The organism is Nostoc sp. DedQUE07, from assembly GCF_034530975.2.
Lineage (GTDB): Bacteria > Cyanobacteriota > Cyanobacteriia > Cyanobacteriales > Nostocaceae > Nostoc.
On sequence record NZ_JAVRCC020000034.1, the window covers coordinates 58,967 to 81,323 of the forward strand.

The window sequence follows — 22,357 nt, forward strand, 5'->3', positions numbered from 1 at the left end:
GTTAAGAGTTAGGAGTTTTGTTTATCTCCTTGTCCCCTTGTCCTCTCATCTCCCTGCTCCCCTGCTTCCCCACTCCCTAATATAGATAAGGATTAGTCTTTGGTTGATAGTCACGACAATAGATCGCTTCTTCTGTATTGGCAATAGATGGGCGTACAGTACATTTAAGACGGTAATTGTCGGTAAAAAATTGGCAACCAGTACAGGGAATTTGATGCATTTGCTTGGCTGTATTAACACTATCTCGTGCGGCCGTCCAGAGACTCAAAACAACCAGAATAGTTACAGTCCAAGCAACTACAAAACAAATCGGGACTAATAAAGGTTGAATTCCATTAATTAAGAAAAATATCAATTGAAGCATAGTATGTCCTGATACAAATTAGGAGTTAAAAGTATATTAACTCTTAACTCCTAATTCTTAACTTCCCACTATGGAGGTACAAATTAAACGCCAGCATGACCCAGGGCTAAACCTGTTACCAGCATTCCCAGAACAAGGAAAGGTTGGGCACTAGCTTGGTACTTAACATCATTTTTCACGGGGTCACGTAGGAAATACATATCCTGCAAGGTGATTTGCGGGATGATTAACAGTACTAGTATTGCTGCATACAAATTTTCGTGGATGCTGACGAGATAAGCTGCAATCAATCCTTGAAATATATCAATTGTCGCTACACAAATCCATGCCGCAGTGGTGATGCCAAACATTACGGGTAGTGAATTTAATCCTAACTGGCGATCGCCTTCTACACTCTTGAAGTCATTGACAATGGCAATACCCAATCCAGCCAAGCTGTAGAACATTGTCAAGATCACAATTGTGGAATTCAGTTCTCCAAATAAAGCGTGTCCTGTAGACCAAGGTAGAGTAATGTAGCTTGCACCCAAGGCGTAGCTACCTAGCCAGCCGTTTTGCTTGAGTTTCAGGGGAGGCGCAGAATAAATATAAGCGATGAAAGAACCGATAATTGCGATCGCTGTAATTGTCGGGAATTCATGACCAGACCACACATCTAGCGCAAATGCCAAACCATAGCCAGCAATCAGTAATACCCAAATCTGAATAATTACCTGGGGTAAGGGAATTGCTCCAGAGGGAATCGGGCGATAAGGTTCATTGATGGCATCGATTTCGCGATCGTAGTAATCATTAAGGATTTGGGTGTAACCTGTCATCAATGGCCCAGCCAATAACATACAGGCTGCTACCTTCAACACATTTTCCAGCGTCCAAGTATAGTTACCAGAAGAAGCCGCACCACAGACTACACCCCAAATTAAGGGAATCCAGGTGATGGGCTTCATGAGCTGTAAACGAATTTTCCAAATCGAAGTTTCTCCAGACGCTGCACCTTTCATCCCCAACATCTGCCTAGTTTTCGCACTGCGATCGGCAGATGCGATCGCTTGCTCATTGAGATTATTTGCCACTGAGTCTAGTGCTTCAGATGGGTTAGGGTCTGGGGGAATGGGAGTTGATTCTGACATAAGGCGTATTTTTTTAGAGTGAGGAGTTAGGAGTTAGAAGTTATGAATTATTAGTTAGGAGTTAGGAGTTATGAATTACGTCTAATGTGAATTAAGTCTAGAAACCCTTGTAATTTCGTGGGTATTCCCAATCATACAATTTTGGGCGAGTCTAGAAACCCTTATGCGATAAGAAGCTTTTCTAATTCACATCAGGCGTGAATTATTATTTTTATTCCTAACTCCTCACTCTTAACTCCTAACTTTGTTCCTACTCCTAACTAACTTAAAACGAAATTATCAAATAATGATTCTGAAACTTTGCTCCAGCAACGGGTCTGCCACTCAGAGCCGGGGGTAAGGGAATATTGCGTCGCTGATCTCCTGCTTCTACCGTGACTTCTGGCCCATATTGGGTAAGTTTGACTTGCTTTTTGTCAAATCCTGGTAAGAATAAGCGTACCTGACGATTGTGGATGTCTATTTCAATAGGTTTGGGAGCCTGTAAAGCTTGTGCTTCAAAGTTGGGTAGAGCGTCTATCAGTGGTTGCCAATCACCCGTGGGCGAGTTGGGAACGACGCTTACAGGTAAGGGTATAAATTCCTCTGACAGATTGATATTTGTCTCAGTAGACACAAGCAAAACACCACCGACAGTTAAACCGATTTGTTGAGCGCTACCCCATAAATAACGAGCATTTGCTACCTCAATCGGATCTCCTGTAGTCACTAAGAAAGCAGCGAGACGCTTGGGATCGGCCAGAGCGGCTCTCCCCTTTTCTAAGAAATTATTGACTTGGTTAGTGGGAGCGGCAAAGTTATCTGCTGTCCAGTTGATATTGAAAAAACTGCTAATCAGAGGTTGAATCAAAGGTGATTCAGTAATTGTCTTCCCCAAGTCGGAGTTGACAAACAATTGCCGAAATCGCCGGACATACCAACTCAGAGATTCTGGCAAACCCAACATTCGCAGCGTTAAAGAGTCGCCCGTGCCATCGTAGACGATCGCATCATATTTGCCACTGGCATCATATTCGCGAATAGCGTTCAGCGCTAGAGCGTTGTCCATCCCCGGCAAGACTACCAGTTCTTGACCAAAAACGTCTTTGAAGATGGGCGTGCGGAGATATTGCGCCTCAAGTTTTTTCACTTCGTCCCAGTTGCGCTCAAGCAGTACAGATGCTTGAAACTGTACCGCCTGTAACTTGGGAGAGATCTCTTGAGGATCGGCAGCAATGGGAGTACCCAACAGGATTGACAATGTTGGTTCTGCTTGTCCTGCTAGAAGTACGCGCTTGCCTTGACTTGCCAATAATTTGGCGGCGGCGATCGCAATTTTGGTACGAGCGGTGCCGCCTTTGCCCAAAAATGTCAATATTAGAGCCATTAGTTGATTCCTATTTTCACCGCCGATCTTTTCAACTCCAACTTAGCACTCAATATAGACTCTCAACCTGTGCTTTCAACTTCAGAGCCAAAGAAAAATCCGGATCTGAGTTTTTTACACTACTACACAGGTTTGATTTCATCTTCAAAAAACCAAGTAGAATAATTGTCTTCAAACAGAACCACTACACCGATTCCACCACCATCAGTGACTTTGTAGCCTTGGATGATACCCACTTGTCCGAGTTTTTTTACAACTGGGGCAGAAACGCGATCGCGTAAACGAAAAACTTTAACCTTTTGTCCGATTTCCATGCCTGATTACAATTTCAGATAAACCAAGTCTCAGTGTAGCGGAATCCGTGACTCTGCTCTCATCAATTCAGGGGAGATGAGGGAGAGATGAGAAAGAATAACTCCTAACTCCTGACTTAACAGCTTAAAATTAAATCGGCAACCAAACAGGTAAATACTCAATGTTTGTCTTTTTTGTTCAAAGACACCCAAAAGCGATCGCGTACTTCTAACAGAGAAAATTGCTATTGTCGGGCAACAATAGACACCGAAAGCACAATTGCGGTTGTCACAGGAACGGCTGCGATCGCACAACTTCGCTAGATAGAGCAGCGCTTCGATTGTTCCATGAACAAATATCTGAATAAAAGCATTTTTATTGACTATAAAGCAATTGTATGGTAAAAAACCTAATTATTTGCGTTCGCTCAGTTCTAGGAACCAATTGATAAATTCATTGGTCTTGCCCGGATAGGATGTGATTAAGAGTATAAAAATGGTAACTATTAGGACTTCGATTTGATTTCTAAAAACATACTGAGACTGAAAAGCTTATTTTATAAGGGTTTTATCTAAAATTTTGTTCAAAAATCAGATATGAGTCCCATAGTAACTTATGTTTAACAACGCTTTTTAAAATAAAGTTTTTATTGTTAAAGTAATGCGGTAAAGTAGCCACCAATAGTATAAAATCTGCAAATAATTTAGCTATGAACTGTAGCGGTGTGTAAGGATGAAGCTTTCGGTTAAAAGTAATTCAACTTGGTTGCAAGTGTGGCGCTACTGGGAATTGCTGCACGTCTTGGTAGCACGAAATCTTAAAGTGCGTTACCGGGGTTCATTTCTAGGGGTTTATTGGTCGCTATTGAACCCGTTGATTATGACCGGGCTATACACTGCAATTTTTGGGACAACGTTTTCGTCGTATTACAATAACTCAATCCCAAACTATGTATTAGCAGCATTTACAGGACTGGTGGTAATCAACTTTTTTTCAGCTTCCACTTCTCAGGCACTAAGTAGTGTAGTAGGTAACGGCTCACTGTTAAATAAAATTCGTCTGCCAGTCAGTATTTTCCCAGTATCAATGATTGCAGCAAATGTGTTTCAGTTTGCCGTTGGAGTGTTGCCTTTATTAGGAATAATAACTTTTGTTAAATCCAAAAGTTTATTAAACGTGGTAGCATTGCTGATTCCATTTTTAGCGCTGGTTTTAGTCTGTATGGGAGTTGGTTTTTTGGTCAGCGCTTTATATGTATTTTTTAGAGATTTACCTTATTTTTATGAGTTAATTGTATTTGTAATTTGGATCGGTAGTCCTGTATTTTATCCGCCAGACATTGTTCCAAAAACAGTAAAAGCATTTTTAGGATTAAATCCTTTATCACCAGTTATTGAAAGTATCCGGCAGATTACACTATCGGGAATGCTACCAGATTTAAGTTTAATTTGGGGAGCCTTGCTGAGTGGCATAATTATTTTGTCACTGGGATGGGTTTGTTTTCAACTGTGGCGGCATCAATTTATGGATTTGCTGTAAATAAATGGAAGTAATTCGCCTAGATCGAGTTTCGCTGTGGCGACGAACGCAAGAAGAGTTTTCTTATGACCTAAAGAAAACACTCCTATCTTTTTTGGAAGGTAAATATCACCAGCCTGCGAAGAAACAGGTGCTAAATGAAATTGATTTAGTTGTTGAAAAAGGTGAAAAAATAGGTATTATAGGGGCAAATGGCTCTGGTAAATCAACATTATTAAAGATAATTTCTGGAATTTTACAACCTACTAGCGGATTAGTGCGAGTACGAGGTCAAATTGCGCCATTGATTGAACTTGGAGCGGGGTTTGATGCAGAAATTTCTGTGATGGATAATATTTTGTTGTATGGCGTATTACTGGGATATTCCCGAGCAGAAATGCGAAGAAGAACGCTTTCAATATTAGAGTTTGCAGAGTTAGAAGATTATGCATTAGTACCAGTGAAGGGATTATCTTCTGGAATGGTAGCGCGATTAGGGTTTGCGATCGCCACCGATATACAGCCGGATATTTTGATATTAGATGAAGTATTGTCGGTAGGAGATGAAAGTTTCAAAAACAAGTGTAAGCGAAGAATTGAGCAATTTTGGAATCAGAACGCTACTGTATTAGTAGTTTCTCATGATTTAAAATTTATCAAACAATCTTGTGTTAGAGGAATTTGGTTAGATCAAGGAAAAGTGCGTTTTATGGGAAACGCGGATGAAACTGCCGACTACTATTTAAACTCAGTAAGTAAAATTTAATCTAAATTATCTAAATTTCCTTATCAGTAGTAATTCTGCCTGAAGGAAAATGATTTGATGAACTACGTGAATCGAAAGACTATATGATTAGATAAACTTAGGCAAAAATTTTAGTTAAGCTTTAAACAAAAATGTATTCTATTGTGAAGAATGATTGATGATAAATTTCAGGAGAATCAGATGGATTACGAAAAAATACTAGAGCGTATAAGTGATGTTTATCAACAATCCGTTAGATTTTATCGTCCAGCTGGAAATGAGGAAGAACAATCAAGCAAAACTCTACCTCATCAACCACTAAATAATAGTTATGTTACAGAAATTGATGGTAACTATTTATTATTTTTTAATGATATATATACAAATACTATTCGTAAATGGCTAAAAAATATTTTAAAAAAAATATCATGGCCTATCTTTAAAAGACAAGTTTATTATAATTCTGCTGTTAGACGACTTTTATACAATTTAATTCAAAAAACTGATCAATATTCTACAAGGGATAAAGAAGTAAATAAGAAGCTTTCTCAGTTTGAGCAGAAAATAGACCAACTATCTCAACTTAAGCAGAAAATAGACCAACTACCTCAACTTAAACAGAAGATAGACCAACTACCTCAACTTGAACAAAAAATAGAACAGCTTTCTCAACTTGAGCAGAAAATAGAGCAAATTTCTCAACTTGAGCAGAAAATAGAGCAAATTTCTCAACTTGAGCAGAAAATAGAGCAAATTTCTACTGAATTACAAGCCGACAACAGTGTAACGAACCAAGCCTCTTCTAATGAAGAATCTAAAATTGCTAGTGGTTTATGGTTTAATGAACCAATAATTGTGGGCTATCGCGAAAATGGCGAAGCTTACTGGGCAGGAACTAATGAGAGAATATTCGAGAAGACCTTTGTTTTACAATCTCTTGCCCGTTTGTATGAATCAAGCAGTATAACAGTCTTGGATGTAGGGGCTGCTGAAAGTCTCCTTTCCTATGAGTTAGCGAGTTTTAATTATTCAGTTACAGCGATAGACATTCGCCCCATAGCATTATTTCATCCCAACTTAAAGTTTGTTAAAACTGATATCTGTAACCCTGTATTACCGTCAGCTAGCTTTGATTGTGTGGTTGCTTTATCAACTTTGGAACACATTGGTTTAGGATGGTATGGAGATAAAAAAGAGGAAAATTACGATCTTAAAGCTGTCCAACAGATTAGTTTACTTTTAAAACCAGAAGGTAGTTTTATCCTTACAGTTCCCTATGGAAAAAAAGCTTTAACACCAGTACATCGAATATATAACCAAGAATCACTACAAAAACTAATTCAGGATTTCAGGGTAGTTCAAATATCCTATGGAGTACGTAAGGATGATTTTACTTGGCTTATCACTGAAAATGAATTAGAAGCATCTGAAAAAGAACATAATCCAGATAATTACCTTCCTGGCGCAGTAGCTATGTTGGTATGTAAAAAAAACTTTGTATAAAAAATTAAATCTCAAATTTACGCAGCATGAAAATAGCCATTGATCTTCAAGCTCTGCAAACAAATAACTCTAGAAATAGAGGTATTGGCCGTTATACACAATCTGTAATAGAAGCTCTATTTAAACAGCAAAATACTTTCAGTTACCAGTTATATACGAATAATAATCTACCAGTCCCAGAACTGGATGATAATTACTTTAAGTATAATTCTGTAAATTACCCTTACATTGGTAGTTGCGACATCAATGAACTACTATTAAAAACTGTTTTAATGGCAACAGATGTTGATATAATATTTCTACCTAGCCCGATGGAAGGTTTAGACTCTACAATACCTGATTATAGCGATTTTTCTAAAAAAGTTTTTGTCATTTGCTATGATTTAATACCTCTCATCTTTTCTGATAGATACTTAAGCGAGTCCAATATGCGCTCACTTTACATGAAGCGCTTAAAAAATATACAAAATGCTGATTTTATATTTGCAATCTCGGAAGCTACCCGCCAAGATGTAATTAAATTTCTCGATATACCTCCTGAAAGAGTTTTAAACGTTTCGGGTGGTGTTTCTGCTTTTTTCACTCCCATTCCTGCTCATGAACACCAAGCTTGGCTCGAAACTTTTGCAAGTAAGTTTGGTATTTACAAAAAATTTCTTCTTTATACGGGAGGCGAAGATTGGCGAAAGAACATTGAAGGGTTAGTCACTGCTTTTTCTGCCTTACCCAAAAATTTGCAAGAATGTTACCAATTAGTAATTGCCTGCAAAGTTTCTGAGCATTTTAGTAAAGAAATAACTAGCTTCGCGTCAAAATTAGGAATTAATAAATCTATAATATTAACAAATTATGTTACAGATGAAGAATTAAGAGCTTTATACTCAACCTGCTCTCTATTCGTTTTTCCTTCTTTTTATGAAGGCTTTGGTTTACCGCTATTGGAAGCTATTTCATGTGGCGCACCATCGATTGCAAGTAATAGCTCATCCTTACCAGAAATTTTAGGTTCTGATGAATTACTATTCGATCCATACTCACCTTCTGATATGGCTGCCATCATGCAAAAAGTTCTATCTGATGAGAACCTTAGAACAAAAATCTCAGAAGATGCACTTCAGCAATCAGCAAAATTTTCTTGGCAATCTGTTGCTCAAAATATACTTGATGTGTTTCAAAAGCATCAGCTAATAAATAAAGTATCTATTTCAGTTAATCAAAAACCACAAATTGCTTTTTTTAGCCCATTACCACCAGCTAAATCTGGTATAGCAGACTATAGTTGGGACTTGTTACCATCATTGGGAAAACATATTAACCTTGATTTATACCATGACGATAGTTATTTGCCCGAGGTTAATATTAGTAATAACTTATTTTCTCATAGTAAATTTGAAGAGAAATTAAAGTCTCAATTTTATGAAAGTATTATTTACCAGATAGGGAATAGTAGTTACCATTCTTATATGTACTCCCAATTAATGAGATATCCTGGAATATCCGTGTTACATGACTATTACTTGGGAGGGCTAATTAATTATATGGAAGCTCGTTGTCCAGAACTTGGGATTAAATTTTCTCAAGAACTAGAACACTGTTATGGAAAAGATAAAGCATTACAAATTTTAAACCTTTTAAAAACAAAAGATTTAGATATTAATGAGAAATTATCAGAAGTAGGTCTTTATGTAAATAGAAGAATTTTTACGCGTTCTCTAGGAGTTATATTACACAGCAAATGGGCTTATAATTCTGCTATTAAAGAATTTAGTAATGATAATAGCCATATTGTTCATATACCTCAGATAGTGCCAAAGTATGTTGTTAAGGAAAAATCACTAATAGATCAATGTAAAGAGTTGGGTCTTCCAAACGATCAACTTATAATATCAACCTTTGGATTTATCAATAAAACTAAACGTCCCCTAGAAATTATTTATGCATTTAAGAAGTATCTTGTAACTCAACCTAATGCTTACTTAGTATTTGTGGGTGGTACTGATTACCTTGGTACAATTAATATAGAAAATGAAATTAAAAAACTAAGTTTACAAGATCGAGTAAAAGTTACTGGCTATGTCAATATGCCGGATTTTTACCGTTACATAGAAGTATCAGATATATGCCTCAACTTAAGATTTCCTTTTAACGGAGAAAGCTCTGCATCACTTTTGCGAATTTTGTCTGTTGGTAAGCCCACTATTGTTACAGATATCGGTTCCTTCTCTGATTTTCCCAATGATGTGGTGTTCAAAATACCCCATCCTGGACAAAGTGATGAAGTAGAAGAAATATTGAAATCTCTCATTTTACTAACTCAAAACTCAGACTACAGAAAATCCCTGAGCGAAAATGCATATAATTATATTGCTAAGGAACATTGTCCAGATAAGTGTGCCAATTTATATGCAGAGCTTATCCAGCAAATACTTTCTTCACCTCAAGCAAAAAGTAAAGAACTTGCTGACTATGTAGGACGTGAATTAGCTAAAGTTATACCTAATGCATCTAAAAAAGTACTTACTACTTTTGCTAGAGCTATTGATAATTCCTATCAGGAAGAACAGCAAGTCGTTGAAAATTTTGATTTAAACAATTTTGATTTAAACAATACTGCAATACTCATACAGCCTCCTTTAGGAAAAAAACTCAACTTTAATGATTTTTTACACGAATGTCGTTCTATTTGCCTTGCAAAAATACCACAATCTAAGGAAATATTAAGTATTGGATGTGCTGGAAATTGGTACTTTGAGTGGTTCGATAAATTTTATCCTTACTATATTGAAAATCACACTGGTATAGATTTAAATTCAAAGCCATTAGATTTACCAAATAATGTAACTTGGATTCAACATGATGGAGACGATCTAAAGTTAATAGAGTCACAAAGTTTTGACTTAGTATTTGCTGGTCAATTTATTGAACATATATCTTGGGAATCACAGGTAAGTTTCCTGTTAGAAGTCAATAGAGTACTTAAACCAAATGGCATTTTTGTACTTGATAGTCCCAATTATACTGTTACTAATAGATATGGATGGAAACAGCCAGAACATATACATGAACTGACTTTTAAACAAGTATGTGAGCTGTTGCCAATCTCAGGTTTTAAAATTCAAGATTCATTCGGTTTAATTCCAAAAGACTTGTTAGGAATGCCGCCTAATTTATTTGGCAGATATATTGAACCTTGTTTAGACATAAATTTCCATCAAGAAGAGATTGAAAAGGCAATTAATGAAGATCCGCAAAATTGCTTTGTTTGGTGGCTAACATCTCAAAAAATTCAAGAAATTGATCTTGCCGATAAAACTCTAATGAAGCGAATGCAGGAGTTTTATCTGGAAAACCAAAAAATTAAAAATGAGGTAATTTTTCATGGCATTGGTTCAATAATCGAAATCAAGCAAGAGTATTTTGTGAATGTAAATCCTGATGATGGACAAGGATTTGCAATCTTTGGCCCTTACGATTCTTATTGCAAAGGTAAATATTTAGTTGAATTTGAAATCTTTGCCCCTGACGAAGATAATGAAATATCTAGAAGGAATCTAGATTTAGTTGTAGCGATCGCAGATATTTCTACTAATTCTGGTGCGCTAGTTCTAGCCAAAAAAGAACTTACTTTAAGAGATATTTTCAAGAAAGAGAAAACAAAACTAAAGTTTACTATAAATACAACATCTGTACTAGAGTTTCGAGTTTTATCGTTAGGACTATATCCAGTTTTAGTTGGTATTAAACCAAAAGTAACAATGCTATAATTCAGTATTTCCAGAGAAGAAATATATTGTAAAAAAAAGTGAGCATGACAACAAAAAAAGCCCTAATCACCGGGTTAACCGGACAGGATGGTTCATATCTTGCCGAACTACTCGTAGCAAAAGGCTACCAAGTCTTTGGTCTAGTCCGCCGTTCTAGCACCAGTAATCTAGAGCGCATCACCCACCTTTATGGCGACATTCAAATTGTATCCGGCGACCTCCTCGATCAATCATCCCTCATGGATGTAGTGAGCGAATGCCAACCTGACGAAATTTATAATCTCGCCTCTCAAAGTTACGTTCCTCTTTCTTGGACACAACCTGCTCTCACTGCTGAATATACAGCCCTCGGTGTTTCCCGCCTCTTAGAATCCATTCGTCGCTGCAAACCTGATGCCAGATTCTATCAAGCATCCAGTAGTGAAGTTTTTGGTCAACCCGACGAATCGCCTCAAACCGAACGCACTGCCTTTCGTCCCCGGAATCCTTATGGAGTTGCTAAAGCTTATGCTCATTGGATGACTGTCAACTATCGGCAGAAATACAACCTTTACACCTGTTGTGGTATTACTTATACTCACGAATCACCTCGACGTGGGACAGAATTTGTATTTCGCAAAATCACGCACGCAGTTGCCCAAATTAAATTAGGTTTGGCAAATGAATTAAAATTAGGCAACCTAGACGCCCGTCGTGATTGGTGCTACGCCAAAGATGCTGTCTACGCTATGTGGCTGATGTTACAGCAGGAACAACCCGATGACTACCTCATTGCCAGTGGTGAAACCTATTCTGTTAAAGAACTTGTTGAGTGTGCTTTTGACTGTGTTGGGCTTAATTGGCAAGATTATGTCTCGATTGACCCCGCTTTTTATCGCGCTGATGAATCAGTGCAGTTAGTTGGTTGCATTGATAAAATTAAAAATGGAATAGGTTGGCAGCCTCAATACTCTTTTAGTCAATTGGTCGAGTTAATGGTTGATTATGACCTTAAGAAATTAAGCAGTTAGCTTTTTAGTTTCTTAATCATAAATAACCATTCACTTGAAACTAGGAAAAAAGTAAAATAGCTTACCTAAGGATGTAACTACTAAGTTTTTTAGTTATGGCTTTTCTTAGGTAAGTTTTTTAAGTAAAAAATTTATTAAAAATTTGCATGAAAATAGTTTCAAATAGGTTTTAGAATGAAGATATTTATAGATTGTACTCACACTGCAAAACATACATATAAAAATACTGGAATCCATCGAGTAGTTCGAGAACTAACTTCTGAATTATTGCAAATAAGCTCAAACCGCACAGATATAGAAATAGTAGCGGTTATGTTTGATGGTAGTTTTATGCAGAGAGTGACTAATCTTAATCAACAGCAAAATGACCATTCGATCGAGGTTAACAAATATCTCGCTATAACTAAAATAAATATAAAACTTCAAGCTCTACTTTTGAAGCTGAAAAATAAATTTATAAATTTATTTTATAAATTAAATTTAGTTGATTGGTTGGATTCAAATTCAGCAAACAAAAAAGCTTTTCTTGAATTTGAAGATTCTATAATTCAGTCAGGAGATATTTATGTAATAGCTGATGCCAACTGGGATTTACCTAAAACTTATTACCGATTCTTACAACTTTTAAAAACTTATAAAGTTACTATTGTAGTTATATGCTATGACCTCATTCCCATAAAATTTCCAGAATTTTCTTCTCAGAGATTTACTAAAGCTTTTACAAAATTCTACAGTGATTATTCGATTTTATTCGATAAGGTATTATGTATTTCTAAAAAGAGTGCTGAAGATTATAGTAATGCGATAAATAAAGGGATATTAGCTAATAATAGTTCACAAACTCTTCAAAGCTTTCGCTTGGGTAGTAATTATTATAAACAGGATTTATTACTAAGTGAAGAAAATAATAAGCCTAATGTAAAATTGCAGAAGTTACTTAATAAAAAATATATTTTAGTAGTTGGAAGTTTAGTGCCTCATAAAAATATTAAAACAATTATTGCAGCCTTTGATTTATTAATAAATTCTAGTTATGATGATGTATTTTTAATTTTTGCCGGTAATAAAGGTTGGGACTCAGAAACTGATAACTTGATAGAATCTAATAAAATGTATGGCAAGCTCATACAAATACTAGGTTCAGTGAGCGATGCTCAACTAGATTTTCTCTATCAAAACTGTTACTGTTTAGTTCAAGCCTCCTTTTATGAAGGGTTTGGATTACCTGTGGTAGAAGCACTACAACACTGTAAACCTGTGATTGCTAGCAATGGTGGATCTTTGCCTGAAGTAGGAGGCGATTTTTGTAGATATTTCTCTCCTACTCAACCAACAGAACTGTATGAAGCTTTAAAAGAACTACTTGATTCAGATATTTACTACAGTAATTTGGTAGAGCGCATAAAAAATGAGTATATACCATTCTCATGGCAACAATCTGCTGAAGAGTTTCTCTCTTGTTTGTATAATTAAATTCAGTTTGAATAAAAGCTTAAAATTTATTCGTTAATCTATCTTTTTTGTCTAAAAAACCCACAATTAGAACAACTTACGCTATTAACTTCACAGTCAATTTTTGAGTATGAATGCTATAAAATTTTATCAAAATTAACACCATAACAAGGTTTGCAAAAGAGAGATATTCTCCTATATATTTGTTAAATAAATTACTATCAACTTATTTATTATTAGTAACAATTATGCTAGTAGACCAACATTAAGCAATTAAGCTTGACATAATAAACTAAAAAGCGAGTTGAAAATTATGCTAGATACAATCCTGCAAATCGTAAAACCTATATTAAATCTCTTAAGGTCATTGAAAAAAAAGTATAGCCTTCCTTCTTCGACAACAGATGCTATAAGCTTGAACATTAAAACTTTGGGATATGAATATGCTCGTAGTTTGCGCGAACAGTTGATAATACCTAGTAATTTATCTCCACAAAAAATCAACTTACAATCCAAAGCTTGTCAACAAAATGATATTGAATCAGATTGGTTTTTTTACTGGTGTCAAGAGATGAAAATTCCGGTAGCATACCATCGAAAATTGTGGGAATTTTGCTATATTTTACAAGCATTATATGAATATGATTTACTTACTCCTGGACGTAAAGGTTTAGGTTTTGGTTGTGGTGAAGAACCTCTGCCAAGTATTCTAGCTGCTTATGATATTGCGATTACGGCTACAGATTTACATCCAACAGCATCAGCTGCACAAGGTTGGATAGAAACTAAACAAAATATGTCTTCTTTAGAAAAGATATTCCGTCCTGAATTATGTACAAAAGAACTATTTACTAAAAATGTGAGTCTAAAGTATGTCGACATGAATGCTATTCCTGCTTACTTAGAAGGTAAATATGATTTCTGTTGGTCTGCTTGTGCATTAGAACATCTAGGTAGCATTAAAAATGGACTTCTGTTTATCGAAAATTCTCTAAAGACTCTAGTTCCTGGAGGAATAAGTATACAGACGACAGAGTTTAATTATTTAGAAGAAGAAACAACTATTGACAACTATGGAACAGTACTTTTTAGAAAAAAAGATTTTGAACAAATTGCTAAAAAACTAACTGTGGCAGGCCATCAAGTAGCACCCCTCGATTTCAATATTGGTTCTCGTGTGTTAGATAAATTTATTGATATTCCTCCATACTATAATCAAATACATGAGCTACGACAAGAAGCACATTTAAAATTTTTATTTGAGCGTTTCGCTTCTACATCCTTTGGTATGATCATCAGAAAAGCTGTGTAAAAAGCTACAAATATTAAGTTACTATAGTATTCTCTAATTTTTAATAATTCATGTAAAAATTGTTATTTTACAATCATTATAGGTAAATGAAAAAAATACTAAATGAATATAGTAGATAATATTTCCTCTAATCAATTAATTATTAACTTATCTATTCTTTTGTCTAAACCAACTGGTATAGGCAACTATGCTCAAAACCTTTTTCCTTATTTAAAATCTTTCCAACCTACTCTGTTAGTAGCCCAAAAATATCCTGATTTTGATTGCTATCTAATCCCGCCAAACTTAACCCCAGACCACGGCACAAAAGGTCATTTTAACCGCTTGCTTTGGACACAATTTCAACTACCACAAATATATAAAAACCTTAAATCAAGTCTTTTATTCTCCCCGCTACCAGAAGCACCTCTTTATAGTAGTTGTCGTTTTGTTGTCACATCTTTTGATATGATACCGTTACGTTTTGCCAAACGCTTCTCACCACTCACAGCCTATCACCGCTACTACACTCCCCAAGTTTTTAAGCAAGCACAACACATTATTTGCATTTCCCAGACTACGGCTAAAGATATCACCGATTTTTACCAAATTCCCGCCAGCAAAATTACTGCGATTCCTTTAGCGCACGATCGCACTCACTTTCTTCCTCTCAACCTCCCTACCGGCAACTACTTTCTCTATATTGGCCGCCAAGATCCTTACAAAAACATCCAGCGACTCATCAGTGCTTTTGCGGCGTTACCTAACTGCAAAGACTATGAACTATGGTTAGTAGGGCCAATTGATTCGCGTTACACCCCGATTTTAAAAGTGCAAGTTGCAGAATTGGGTGTAACTAATCAGGTAAAGTTCCTTGACTATGTTCCTTACAGCGAATTGCCAAAAATCATCAATCAAGCGATCGCTCTCGTTTTCCCCAGTCTTTGGGAAGGTTTTGGTTTACCTGTCCTCGAAGCAATGGCTTGTGGTACTCCCGTCATTACCTCCAATCTCTCCTCCTTACCTGAAGTCGCTGGCGATGCGGCGATTCTAGTCAATCCCTACAACACCGGAGAAATTACAGAAGCAATGCAGGCGATCGCAACTAATTCAGAATTGCGATCGCGTCTACGTACCCTTGGCCTCAACCGCGCCAGTCAGTTCAGCTGGGCAAAAACAGGACTTGCTACCGCCGAAGTTCTCAAGCAGTACCTATAATGGCTGATTTCTAAAAAATAGAGAGACTGCGAGGTAAGCTTTCTTTAACTGCAATAGCATTCCAGTTAGCGATCGCCTGCTCTTGGGTTAGAGTCGGGTTAGCATTACACACATACTCAAGTTTAGCTAACACGTTTTGATGGGCAAGAGCAATCTCTTGAGCAACAGGTGCTATAAGCAGCTTCTTCCAGAGAGCATACTTTCCTTGCCAAAAGTGATTGTTTGTACTCATGGTACGAAGGCGATCGATGGAATGCAACGAAACCACATCTAATATAGGCTTAACTGGGGTCAGCCCCAGTTCTTCGTTAAACTGGGCAAGTTCCTTGACTGCATCATTCACCAGATTTTCGTAACGAACTTTTAATGTGTCTTCTCGCCTCCACCATTCCGGGCTAATCGAGAGAAGTGCTGCTGCTCTACTCCCAGTCGCATAGTTGATAAACTCTGGGCTAAGTGGTGTTTTCTCAAGGATGGAAATCTCGGTTCCCCCTTCACCTTTTAACCAGCTGGCAGTATCCGGTTCGTAGTTGGCAAAATGCAGAATAGAAATCAATACATCCAAGGGATGGCGGGCAAGAACTACCACACGAAATCCTTGCTGGGCGAGCAATGAAACTAAATCATCACTTCTGTGCCAATGAATCTGAAGCACTAATCTTGCTGGTAGCAAGTGCCAGGAAATGTCATCTGGATGATGCACCGCCAGTTCAGCCATTTCATAAATGGCTGCCAGCATTTTTCGTAGCCAGGTGTTGCCCGATCGGGGATTGCTGATTATCGCCAGACGCAAGGCGTCTAAACTGCTCAAATTCTGTTAATCCTTTCAACTAAATTAGGATACATCTAAACTAACATCATACTGACACCATAATGTAAATTCAATGATTTGGGATTTTGTCAAGATTTCAGATTATCTTGACTAATGACTTGTAATTAATCCTAAATCCTGATGAAAGCACTATGAAAGCACTAATTCTTTCTGGCGGTAAAGGTACACGCTTACGTCCTCTTACCTACAGCGGGGCAAAACAACTTGTTCCAGTTGCTAACAAACCTGTTTTATGGTATGGCATTGAAGAAATGGTCGCGGCTGGTATTACTGATATTGGCATCATTATCAGTCCAGAAACCGGGGCAGAAGTCCAAGGGAAAACTGGAAATGGAGAATCTTTTGGAGCGAACATCACCTACATCGTACAAGATCAACCACTTGGACTTGCTCACGCCGTCCAAATTGCTCGTCCCTTTTTAGGAGATTCTCCCTTTGTCATGTACTTGGGCGATAACCTGATTCAACTAGGTGAGTTACGTTACTTTCTGCAACAATTTAGCCAACAACAGCCAGATGCTTTGATTCTATTACGTTCAGTTGCTAACCCTAGCGCTTTTGGTGTGGCTCAGGTTGATGAAACTGGACGGGTATTACAATTAATTGAAAAACCCAAAGTCCCTCCTTCAAATCTGGCATTAGTAGGGGTTTATTTCTTTTCTCACCTCATTTATGATGCGATCGCAAATATTCAACCTTCCACTAGAGGCGAGTTGGAAATCACTGATGCTATTCAATACCTCATTAATCAGCAAAAGCAGGTTGTAGCCTACAATCTCCAAGGCTGGTGGTTAGATACTGGTAAAAAAGATGATTTATTAGAAGCTAATAGATTAATTCTCGATACCTATCTGACAGCATCAGTTATGGGCGAAATCGATCCCCAAAGTCAGATTATTGGACGAGTCAAAATCGGGGTAAAATCTAAAGTAATTAACTGCACAATTCGCGGGCCAGTAGTCATTGGTAGCAATTGTCATTTAGAAAACTGCTTTATTGGCCCTTATAGTAGCATCGCTAACAATGTCACACTCATTGATACTGATTTAGAACACAGCGTTATTTTAGAAAGTGCTAAAATTGCCGGAATTCATCAGCGCATTATTGATAGTGTGATTGGACAAAGGGCACAATTGAGTCTTGCACCCCGTCGCCCTAAAGCCTTGCGATTTATGATTGGCGATGACTGTCAAATTGAACTAACGTGATTTACTTATTCAAAACAAAAAAACCACAGTCAAAATCTTAATTATAAGACCTGTAAAATACAAGTATTAAATTACTTTCAAAATTAAGATTGTGGCACATTACTTGTAATATTAATGAGCATTGTACATACCAAAATTCCCGAAGTTATCCAACTCGAACCCCAAGTATTTGGAGACGATCGCGGTTTCTTTTTTGAAGCCTACAACCACCAAAGATTTGCTCAACAGATAGGGATTGTTACAAACTTCGTCCAAGATAACCACTCTTGCTCTAAACAAAACGTCCTACGCGGATTGCACTATCAAATCCAACAACCCCAAGGTAAACTCATTCGGGCGATTGTTGGTACTATTTTTGACGTAGCCGTAGATATTAGAAAAAGTTCGCCTACTTTCGGTAAGTGGGTAGGTTATGAACTCAGTGCTAAAAACAAACGCCTACTGTGGATACCACCAGGTTTTGCTCACGGCTTTCTTGCACTTTCAGAACTAGCCGAAGTTCTCTACAAAACTACAGATTATTACGTGCCCCAAAGCGATCGCACAATTCTATGGAACGATCCAGATTTAGGGATAGATTGGCCTCTGAGTGGGCCACCGATTTTATCAGCTAAAGACCAAGCTGGTAAATCTTTCAGAACTGCTGAAGTATTTGATTAAGTGGTCATTGGTCATTTGTCATTGGTCATTGGTCATTTGTCATTGGTTATTGGTCATTGGATTTTGTCAGATACCCAGCCTCTTGCTATACCCTAAGCTTACTTTTATAGTGTGCAGAAAAACTTTGTCTTTCATCGAACTAATTCAAACCACGTTAAAGAGTGAGCGTGGCTTCTCTTGGACAAATGACAAATGACAAATGACAAATGACAAAATCAATTTTGCTGATTGGTAGCAACGGTCAAGTGGGTAAGGAACTACAACAAATACTCTCATCTTCTGGGGATATTATCTCAGTAGCACGCCCAATAGTAGACCTTACCCAACCCGATACCCTCCGCAACGTTATTAGATCAAAGCAGCCGCAAATCATCATTAATGCCGCCGCTTATACTGCTGTAGATAAAGCCGAAAGCGAACCCGAACTTGCTACCGCTATTAATGCGACTGCACCCCTAATTATTGCCCAAGAAAGCCAAAAATTAGGAGCTTTTCTAATTCATATTTCAACTGATTACGTTTTTGATGGCAATGGCTGTAGCCCTTATCAAGAAACCGATACAACTAATCCCTTGAGTGTCTATGGTAAAACCAAACTCGCCGGAGAAGAAGCTATTCAAGAAACTTGCGCCCATCATCTCATTCTCCGCACAGCTTGGGTTTATGGAACCTTTGGCAAAAGTAACTTTGTCAAAACCATGCTGCGACTAGGTGCAGAACGTCAAGAACTCCGTGTTGTCGCCGATCAAATTGGTAGTCCGACTTGGGCGCAAGATATAGCCACAGTTATAGGGCAGACAATTCCCCAGTTAACCCCAGAAATTAATGGCACTTATCACTACACTAATAGCGGCGTTGCTAGCTGGTATGATTTTGCCGTCGCTATTTTTGAAGAAGCACAACAACTAGGCTTCCCTTTGAAAATTGAACGTATTGTCCCGATTACAACCGCCGAATATCCCACACCAGCCCGTCGCCCTGCTTATTCCGTCCTTGCTTGTGGAAAAATTTCCGCAATTCTAGGGACTTATCCTTCCCATTGGCGACAAAGACTTCGGCAAATGCTTAAGGATTTGAAAATTGGGCATGGGGCATAGGGCATTGGGCATAAGAGGCATAAGAGGCAGAGGGGCAGAGGGGAAAAACTTTCTTCAACTTCTCCTCTGCTCCCCTGCTCCCCTGCTCCTCTGCTCCCTTGTCCCCCTGCCCCCTTGTCCCCTTGTCCCCTTGTCTCCCCTGCTCCCCTGCTCCCCATTCCCTATTTATTTTGACTTTTTAATACTCCCGTTTCATGTTGTATGGGCAAGACATCTAAAATATCAGTTTGGGAACAATATTTTAAATCTTCGTGACAGTCAAGACGCAACAATCGTTGGCCGTGACTCGCTTGGTGAAGTAATCCTAATAAGTTATTTTGCCATTGAGAGTAAAGAGCGATCGCACTAATTACTTCATCGTTACCAGCGAGTTCTTCAGGTAACAAGTTGCTTTGTTGCAAAATACTATGAGCGATCGCACCCGCACAAACTGTATCCTCTAAAGAAAAACTACCTTCCCAACCAGAACCGACAATCCACACTGTCTCTGGTTGCTTATCTAAAAGAAATTGCACCACCGCCGCCCGGTTAATCAAGGCTGCTGCTAAGACGTTTGGGGAATCTTGTACTCGTTGTAAAGCACGAGTGCCATTTGTAGTGCTGATAAATAAACGCCGCCCTTCTACTAGTTCTGGTGTGCAGTCGAGGGGAGAGTTACCCAACTCAAAACCAGCTACTTTCGCACCGCCGCGTTCTCCAGCCCGCAAACGTTTTTCAGGGGGCCATTTTTCGCTAACTTCAATTAACCGATCTAAATCGCTGAATACTTGTACAGCTTCGCCTCCAGATGCCAAGACAGTCGCAATTGTGCTAGTAGCTCGCAAGACATCGACTGCGATCGCACATTCTGGCGCTTTATCCGTTGGAGTCAATTCAGGAGTGTGGTATACGAATAACTTCACGGGCTGGATACACCTGTTTTAATACTACTGCCGAAAATAACATTCTACCTAGTTGGTGTCACTAACTATAGTGACAATTCCTCCAGGAAAATTTTTTATCATCAAAATACAAAATGTATCTCATTCAATACATAGATGGGGGCAGGGGAGACAAGGGGACAAGGGGAGCAGGGGAGCAGGGGAGCAGAGGAGAAGTTGAAGAAAGTTTTTCCCCTCTGCCCCTCTCCACCTCTGCCCCTCTGCCTCTTATGCCTCTTATGCCCAATGCCCGATGCCCAATTTTCAATCCCTAATAAATACTCAAAAAACGCATTTTATGCTTTTAGACTTTCAGACTTGCTGCACTATCTTGTAATCTAAAACAAGAACAGACCTTCTAAATGGGGAAAAAGTTACAGTTATAAGGCTACAACCCAAAGGGACAAATATTTACTCATTCCCTACTCCCCAGTACAGACGCAATTAATCGCGTCTCTCCCACTCCCCACTCCCCATTGAAATTGCTATGGCACCTTTACCCGACTACCGCCCTAAACAGCTATCTTTAGGCCCGTTGGAAGCAGAAATTTTAAATATTATCTGGGAACTTGGTTCAGCCACAGTCAAGGATGTACACGATCGCATCCTCGCCGATCCCAACCGCGAATTAGCGTATACTTCTGTCACCACCGTCTTACGTCGCCTCACTGATAAAGGTTGGCTGGCCTGCGACAAAAAGGAGCGGGCATTCTATTGGCGGCCAATGCTGAGTAAGCAACAATCAGAAGTGATCAAAGCTCACGAGCAGTTACAGCGATTTCTGGCAGTGGGGAACCCCGATGTTGTTGCTGCCTTTGCTGATAGCTTAGATGAAGCAGCTAGCGAACAAATAGCAGCGATCGCCAAACGTATTCAATCTGCACGCCAAGCCAGGGAGGAACAATGATGCATCTGATAATGATTTTGAATGCTTTGGCAGTTGCCTGGTGGTTAAGATCCTCTTGGAATCAACGTCAAGGCAATTGGAGTCGGCGATGGCAGCGATCGCTATTTTTGTTTCTCTTCCCGCCCTTGCTAATTTTCATGACTGCGATCGCTGTCCTGTTCATGGGGCCTCAAGGACAAATGGGCGGAATGTATACAGGCTCAATTAGCTATTTACTAGCATTAATTTATTTGGCATTTTTTGCCATTTCATGCATTAAACTTGCCTTCCAGGGTTGGCAATCTGTAGAATCTGCCCGTAACTGTCCTTTAGTGAATGTTGGCGATAGACGAGCCAGACTGCTGCAAACAGGCGCGTTGTTCGCAGGTCAAATCGGTTTTTGGCAACCAGAACTAGTGGTTAGCCAAGGATTAGTGCAAACTCTCTCAGCGGCTCATTTAGAAAGCGTTTTAGCCCATGAGCAAGGGCATCACCATTACAGGGATACGTTCTGGTTTTTTTGGTTGGGTTGGGTGCGTTCTTGCACTGCATGGTTGCCGAATACAGAGCCTTTGTGGGAAGAACTGTTAGCTTTGCGCGAACTCCGTGCCGATGGTTATGCAGCATTGCAGGTAGACCCTCTGGTGTTAGCAGAATCACTTTTATTAGTGGTTAGTAGCGGCCCCGTCTTATCGGAAATTTGCTGTGCTGCATTAGGTTCCTCTGGTGCAGATCGTTTAGAACAAAGAGTAGAAGCTCTATTAGCACCACCAGAACCAACCCCAGAAGCTCAATTGCAATCCTGGCATGGTTTTCTGTTGGCGTTCCTGCCTTTACTGACTGTGATATTTCATAGTTAAATTGAATTTATAGCAGGGAACAGGCAATAGGCAACAGGCTTGCAAGTGTCTTGATGTCGGCGTTTTACGATCGGTTTATGTTCTAAACTATATTTCAACTGCTATAAAAAGCTACTACAGCCCAAACCTGCAACGGTAGCGGCATCGGTCGTGTCTGTAGCAACTTCTGCTTTCCCTGTAGTAAGTTCTGCTTTAACGTTTCCGTGTTTCGCGCAAGCTGTAGCAACTTCTGCTTTAAC

General features: G+C 38.6%; 20 protein-coding genes. 14 read left to right on the top strand and 6 right to left on the bottom strand.

Features of this window, described 5'->3' with window-relative positions:
* Positions 1-76: 76 nt before the first annotated feature.
* The 4 genes from RMZ95_RS23185 to RMZ95_RS23200 form a co-directional block, all read right to left on the bottom strand.
* A complete protein-coding gene (locus RMZ95_RS23185) occupies positions 77-364 on the bottom strand; it encodes a hypothetical protein (protein ID WP_322683882.1) in 288 nt (95 codons plus the stop codon).
* Positions 365-447: 83 nt separating this feature from the next.
* Positions 448-1,494 carry a chlorophyll synthase ChlG gene (gene chlG / locus RMZ95_RS23190; RefSeq protein WP_322683881.1) on the bottom strand — a complete coding sequence of 349 codons (1,047 nt, stop codon included), beginning with the start codon at positions 1,492-1,494 and terminating at the stop codon, positions 448-450.
* A gap of 265 nt (positions 1,495-1,759) precedes the next feature.
* Positions 1,760-2,860, bottom strand: coding sequence for an ArsA family ATPase (locus RMZ95_RS23195; protein ID WP_322683880.1), 1,101 nt, complete (start codon positions 2,858-2,860; stop codon positions 1,760-1,762).
* Between the two features lie 122 nt (positions 2,861-2,982).
* The gene (locus RMZ95_RS23200) at positions 2,983-3,174 is read right to left on the bottom strand and encodes a DUF2862 domain-containing protein (protein WP_322669885.1); all 192 of its coding nucleotides are present in this window, start codon (positions 3,172-3,174) and stop codon (positions 2,983-2,985) included.
* Between the two features lie 165 nt (positions 3,175-3,339).
* On the opposite strand from RMZ95_RS23200, the gene RMZ95_RS23205 reads away from it, so the two are divergent.
* The 9 genes from RMZ95_RS23205 (at position 3,340) to RMZ95_RS23245 (ending at position 15,655) form a co-directional block, all read left to right on the top strand.
* A complete protein-coding gene (locus tag RMZ95_RS23205; RefSeq protein ID WP_322669884.1) occupies positions 3,340-3,477 on the top strand; it encodes a hypothetical protein in 138 nt (45 codons plus the stop codon).
* Positions 3,478-3,886: 409 nt separating this feature from the next.
* Positions 3,887-4,693, top strand: a complete 807-nt coding sequence (locus tag RMZ95_RS23210) for an ABC transporter permease (RefSeq protein WP_322683879.1) — start codon at positions 3,887-3,889, stop codon at positions 4,691-4,693.
* A gap of 4 nt (positions 4,694-4,697) precedes the next feature.
* Positions 4,698-5,438, top strand: coding sequence for an ABC transporter ATP-binding protein (locus RMZ95_RS23215; protein WP_322669882.1), 741 nt, complete (start codon positions 4,698-4,700; stop codon positions 5,436-5,438).
* A 150-nt stretch (positions 5,439-5,588) separates the two neighbouring features.
* Positions 5,589-6,920, top strand: coding sequence for a DUF268 domain-containing protein (locus RMZ95_RS23220; protein WP_409883527.1), 1,332 nt, complete (start codon positions 5,589-5,591; stop codon positions 6,918-6,920).
* A 26-nt stretch (positions 6,921-6,946) separates the two neighbouring features.
* Entirely contained in the window at positions 6,947-10,684 is a 3,738-nt protein-coding gene (locus RMZ95_RS23225; protein ID WP_322683877.1) for a glycosyltransferase, read from the top strand.
* 44 nt (positions 10,685-10,728) lie between these two features.
* Entirely contained in the window at positions 10,729-11,694 is a 966-nt protein-coding gene (locus RMZ95_RS23230) for a GDP-mannose 4,6-dehydratase (RefSeq protein WP_322669878.1), read from the top strand.
* Positions 11,695-11,868: 174 nt separating this feature from the next.
* The gene (locus tag RMZ95_RS23235; protein ID WP_322683876.1) at positions 11,869-13,167 is read left to right on the top strand and encodes a glycosyltransferase family 1 protein; all 1,299 of its coding nucleotides are present in this window, start codon (positions 11,869-11,871) and stop codon (positions 13,165-13,167) included.
* Positions 13,168-13,459: 292 nt separating this feature from the next.
* The gene (locus RMZ95_RS23240) at positions 13,460-14,458 is read left to right on the top strand and encodes a hypothetical protein (protein WP_322683875.1); all 999 of its coding nucleotides are present in this window, start codon (positions 13,460-13,462) and stop codon (positions 14,456-14,458) included.
* Between the two features lie 102 nt (positions 14,459-14,560).
* Positions 14,561-15,655 carry a glycosyltransferase family 1 protein gene (locus RMZ95_RS23245; protein ID WP_322683874.1) on the top strand — a complete coding sequence of 365 codons (1,095 nt, stop codon included), beginning with the start codon at positions 14,561-14,563 and terminating at the stop codon, positions 15,653-15,655.
* A 10-nt stretch (positions 15,656-15,665) separates the two neighbouring features.
* Here the strand turns inward: RMZ95_RS23245 and RMZ95_RS23250 are convergent, their stop codons facing one another.
* Complete coding sequence (locus RMZ95_RS23250) at positions 15,666-16,466, bottom strand: sulfotransferase domain-containing protein (protein WP_322683873.1); 801 nt, start codon at positions 16,464-16,466, stop codon at positions 15,666-15,668.
* 152 nt (positions 16,467-16,618) lie between these two features.
* On the opposite strand from RMZ95_RS23250, the gene RMZ95_RS23255 reads away from it, so the two are divergent.
* From RMZ95_RS23255 to rfbD, 3 genes are all read left to right on the top strand, one after another.
* The gene (locus RMZ95_RS23255; protein ID WP_322683872.1) at positions 16,619-17,695 is read left to right on the top strand and encodes a glucose-1-phosphate thymidylyltransferase; all 1,077 of its coding nucleotides are present in this window, start codon (positions 16,619-16,621) and stop codon (positions 17,693-17,695) included.
* A gap of 114 nt (positions 17,696-17,809) precedes the next feature.
* Positions 17,810-18,355 carry a dTDP-4-dehydrorhamnose 3,5-epimerase gene (rfbC, locus tag RMZ95_RS23260; RefSeq protein WP_322669872.1) on the top strand — a complete coding sequence of 182 codons (546 nt, stop codon included), beginning with the start codon at positions 17,810-17,812 and terminating at the stop codon, positions 18,353-18,355.
* Positions 18,356-18,561: 206 nt separating this feature from the next.
* Positions 18,562-19,452, top strand: coding sequence for a dTDP-4-dehydrorhamnose reductase (rfbD, locus tag RMZ95_RS23265; RefSeq protein ID WP_322683871.1), 891 nt, complete (start codon positions 18,562-18,564; stop codon positions 19,450-19,452).
* Between the two features lie 161 nt (positions 19,453-19,613).
* Here the strand turns inward: rfbD and RMZ95_RS23270 are convergent, their stop codons facing one another.
* On the bottom strand, positions 19,614-20,354 hold the full coding sequence (locus tag RMZ95_RS23270; RefSeq protein ID WP_322683870.1) for a 2-phosphosulfolactate phosphatase family protein: 741 nt from the start codon (positions 20,352-20,354) through the stop codon (positions 19,614-19,616).
* Between the two features lie 505 nt (positions 20,355-20,859).
* On the opposite strand from RMZ95_RS23270, the gene RMZ95_RS23275 reads away from it, so the two are divergent.
* Together RMZ95_RS23275 and RMZ95_RS23280 are read left to right on the top strand one after the other, a co-directional pair.
* A complete protein-coding gene (locus RMZ95_RS23275; protein ID WP_292721488.1) occupies positions 20,860-21,279 on the top strand; it encodes a BlaI/MecI/CopY family transcriptional regulator in 420 nt (139 codons plus the stop codon).
* A complete protein-coding gene (locus tag RMZ95_RS23280) occupies positions 21,279-22,118 on the top strand; it encodes a M56 family metallopeptidase (protein ID WP_322683885.1) in 840 nt (279 codons plus the stop codon). Before RMZ95_RS23275 ends, RMZ95_RS23280 begins: the two co-directional genes overlap by 1 nt.
* The last annotated feature ends 239 nt before the right edge of the window (positions 22,119-22,357 follow it).

Excerpts from the sequence above, each read along its gene's own strand:
- RMZ95_RS23245 (WP_322683874.1), top strand. The coding sequence starts at position 14,561 with ATGAATATAGTAGATAATATTTCCTCTAATCAATTAATTATTAACTTA.
- RMZ95_RS23225 (WP_322683877.1), top strand. The coding sequence starts at position 6,947 with ATGAAAATAGCCATTGATCTTCAAGCTCTGCAAACAAATAACTCTAGA.
- RMZ95_RS23215 (WP_322669882.1), top strand. The coding sequence starts at position 4,698 with ATGGAAGTAATTCGCCTAGATCGAGTTTCGCTGTGGCGACGAACGCAA.
- RMZ95_RS23220 (WP_409883527.1), top strand. The coding sequence starts at position 5,589 with ATGATTGATGATAAATTTCAGGAGAATCAGATGGATTACGAAAAAATA.
- RMZ95_RS23195 (WP_322683880.1), bottom strand. The coding sequence starts at position 2,860 with ATGGCTCTAATATTGACATTTTTGGGCAAAGGCGGCACCGCTCGTACC.
- rfbC (WP_322669872.1), top strand. The coding sequence starts at position 17,810 with ATGAGCATTGTACATACCAAAATTCCCGAAGTTATCCAACTCGAACCC.
- RMZ95_RS23280 (WP_322683885.1), top strand. The coding sequence starts at position 21,279 with ATGCATCTGATAATGATTTTGAATGCTTTGGCAGTTGCCTGGTGGTTA.
- RMZ95_RS23185 (WP_322683882.1), bottom strand. The coding sequence starts at position 364 with ATGCTTCAATTGATATTTTTCTTAATTAATGGAATTCAACCTTTATTA.
- RMZ95_RS23200 (WP_322669885.1), bottom strand. The coding sequence starts at position 3,174 with ATGGAAATCGGACAAAAGGTTAAAGTTTTTCGTTTACGCGATCGCGTT.
- RMZ95_RS23210 (WP_322683879.1), top strand. The coding sequence starts at position 3,887 with ATGAAGCTTTCGGTTAAAAGTAATTCAACTTGGTTGCAAGTGTGGCGC.
- RMZ95_RS23230 (WP_322669878.1), top strand. The coding sequence starts at position 10,729 with ATGACAACAAAAAAAGCCCTAATCACCGGGTTAACCGGACAGGATGGT.
- RMZ95_RS23235 (WP_322683876.1), top strand. The coding sequence starts at position 11,869 with ATGAAGATATTTATAGATTGTACTCACACTGCAAAACATACATATAAA.
- rfbD (WP_322683871.1), top strand. The coding sequence starts at position 18,562 with ATGACAAAATCAATTTTGCTGATTGGTAGCAACGGTCAAGTGGGTAAG.
- chlG (WP_322683881.1), bottom strand. The coding sequence starts at position 1,494 with ATGTCAGAATCAACTCCCATTCCCCCAGACCCTAACCCATCTGAAGCA.
- RMZ95_RS23275 (WP_292721488.1), top strand. The coding sequence starts at position 20,860 with ATGGCACCTTTACCCGACTACCGCCCTAAACAGCTATCTTTAGGCCCG.
- RMZ95_RS23255 (WP_322683872.1), top strand. The coding sequence starts at position 16,619 with ATGAAAGCACTAATTCTTTCTGGCGGTAAAGGTACACGCTTACGTCCT.
- RMZ95_RS23240 (WP_322683875.1), top strand. The coding sequence starts at position 13,460 with ATGCTAGATACAATCCTGCAAATCGTAAAACCTATATTAAATCTCTTA.